A 608-nucleotide genomic window follows, 5' to 3' on the forward strand; every position below is an offset into this window, starting at 1 on the left:
AGGGTGGCCGATGCGTGGCGGGAGGGCGATGGGGAGCCTCAGCCTGGCTTGCCGGAAGCAGGCGGCGATCGGATGATCGTCTTGCACGGGGATGGGGCGACTGGCCGCGGCGCTGCACTGTGGGCGGCGGCCGGAAAGCGGAGGCGGGATGTGATCAAGGCCGGCGTCGATCGGGCGGCCCGGAATCGAGGCCGCACCGTCCAGCGCCCGGTGTGTGCCGGGCGCTGGAGTGCAGAACGGGCCAGCGGCCCGTTGATGCGTTTCCACCGTTTCTGTTGCGGTGATAGCCATGGCGTCTCCTCCAGGCCCTGCCTGCGACTATTTGACGCAGATCAATTTGTGGCGTCAGTGTAGCATCGGCGGCACGTTTTGCACTGCACTTGTTTGTTTTGCAAGTAACTGAAAATAAAAGGGGTTTTCAATGCTTTCAATGCTGCGGTGCAGCATCCTGGCTTCGGCGCTGATCGGCTTGCTGGCGGCCTGCTCTCCCGGCGGCGGGAGCGGGGCGGGTTTCGTCAATACCGACATCACCGGCGCGAGCTACGGCAAGGGTTTCCAGCTTACCGATCACACCGGCGCGACGCGCAGCCTGGCCGACTATCGCGGCA

1 protein-coding gene and 1 pseudogene are annotated in these 608 nt (G+C 64.8%); one reads left to right on the forward strand and one right to left on the reverse strand.

The genetic code is table 11. The features are described from left to right. The coding region (locus L6Q67_RS24050) for a hypothetical protein (RefSeq protein ID WP_296576198.1) at positions 1-291 on the reverse strand (291 nt) is incomplete at its 3' end. 130 nt (positions 292-421) lie between these two features. Here L6Q67_RS24050 and L6Q67_RS24055 point away from each other — a divergent pair. Next, a pseudogene (locus L6Q67_RS24055) lies at positions 422-608 on the forward strand (SCO family protein); the annotation flags it as partial.

The organism is Zoogloea sp., from assembly GCF_023150065.1.
Lineage (GTDB): Bacteria > Pseudomonadota > Gammaproteobacteria > Burkholderiales > Rhodocyclaceae > Zoogloea.